Origin of the sequence: Candidatus Magnetobacterium casense (genome assembly GCF_019173545.1) — a bacterium.
Taxonomy (GTDB): domain Bacteria; phylum Nitrospirota; class Thermodesulfovibrionia; order Thermodesulfovibrionales; family Magnetobacteriaceae; genus Magnetobacterium; species Magnetobacterium cryptolimnobacter.
Genome location: NZ_JABXWD010000643.1, coordinates 1 through 1,471, shown reverse-complemented (window position 1 = coordinate 1,471; position 1,471 = coordinate 1). Strand labels below are relative to the sequence as shown.

The 1,471-nt window shown below is 50.4% G+C and carries 1 protein-coding gene; it reads left to right on the top strand.

Translation table 11 applies throughout. The features are described from left to right. Positions 1-128: 128 nt before the first annotated feature. A partial coding sequence (locus HWQ67_RS18370) for a hypothetical protein (protein WP_218254143.1) occupies positions 129-1,471 on the top strand: 1,343 nt, incomplete at its 3' end.

The following is a 1,471-nucleotide window of genomic DNA, read 5'->3' as shown; positions in this document are numbered from 1 at the left end:
TACCTGAAGATCGGCTATCAGGGAGGATTGGTTGAATATACAGGCAGCATCATAGTTGTTTCAGGGTCTGTCTCCGCAACAGCAACATTTGCCGTAGATACAGGGTCGGAATAATGGAGGTTTTGCAAATGAAAGTATGTAGAGTTCTGTTATTGATATTGGCGTTATTTACATACACGTGCGGAGGCACCGGCGGTGGCGTAGGAACCAGCAGTTTGCCAGCGAGTCAGGGCGGCGCTCCTCCTGCTACAGGAGATGATGACAGTGGAACATCAACCACAAGCACTTCTCCGGCGAGCATGACCTTTGTAGCATCTCCTTCTACGATAAATTACCTGGAGCTATCCACTATCACTGCCACTGTGCTTGACGGCACAGGCGCAAGTGTGCCGGATGGAACCGTAGTGACTTTTTCCGTAAGTCCGGCAGGTTATGGGGCAGTGACAGCCCAGGATATTACAGTGAATGGCGTTGCCACCGCAACATTTACTGCTGCAAATACCACAGGCACTGTTGTCATAACTGCGTCAACCGGTGGTATCAGTAAGAATGTCAGTGTGAAAATAGAGCAAACAGGGGCGCCGGCAAGCATCAATCTTACAGCGTTGCCCGCAGCCTTGACTGTTCAAGGCACAGCCAGCATCACAGCAACTGTGCTTGACAACCTGGGCGCCAATGTGCCTGATGGCACAACAGTAACTTTTTCTGTAAGCCCGTCAGGTTATGGTTTAGTAACAACCCAGGCGACTACAGTGAGTGGCGTTGCAACTGCAACATTGCTTGCTTTAAACACGCCCGGTACGGTTGTAGTGACCGGGTCAGCAGGCGGGGTCAGCGATACTGCAAGCATAGTTATTTCAGCGGCAGCAACCGGCAGCTTAGAGTTTTGTTGTGCAACACCTACAGTCATCGGCATAAGCGGCTCCGGTCAGACAGAGACTTCTCTTATTTTATTTCTGGTTAAGGACATAAACGGCAATAATGTTGTGGATGGCACTTCAGTAAGTTTTACCATGAGCGGCCCGAGCGGAGGAAGACTGCCTTCAGCAGGCGGCGAGTATCTTGGCACAGATGACGGCACGCCAACAACGGCAAGCGCCTCAACAGTAGACGGCGTAGCAGGCGTATATCTGCACAGCGGCAGTGTGGCTGGCCCGGTCCTGGTAATCGCTACGGTCGCCGGCATGTCATCTGCGTCGACTGGAATATCAATAGGCGGCGGAATACCGAATGACGCCCACTTAACACTTACTACCAACAAATTTAATCTGGAAGGCCTTGATTGGGCGAATATTCAAGCTAATATCTCTGTCTTTATGGCTGACAGGTTCGGCAATTACAATATACTTGAAAATACTGCTGTATCGTTTTATGCGGAGTCAGGGGCCATTGACAGAAACGCTGTAACCGATGATGGCTCGGCAACAGTGGTATTTAGGACCCAGAATCCTATACCATATGACGTTCAACC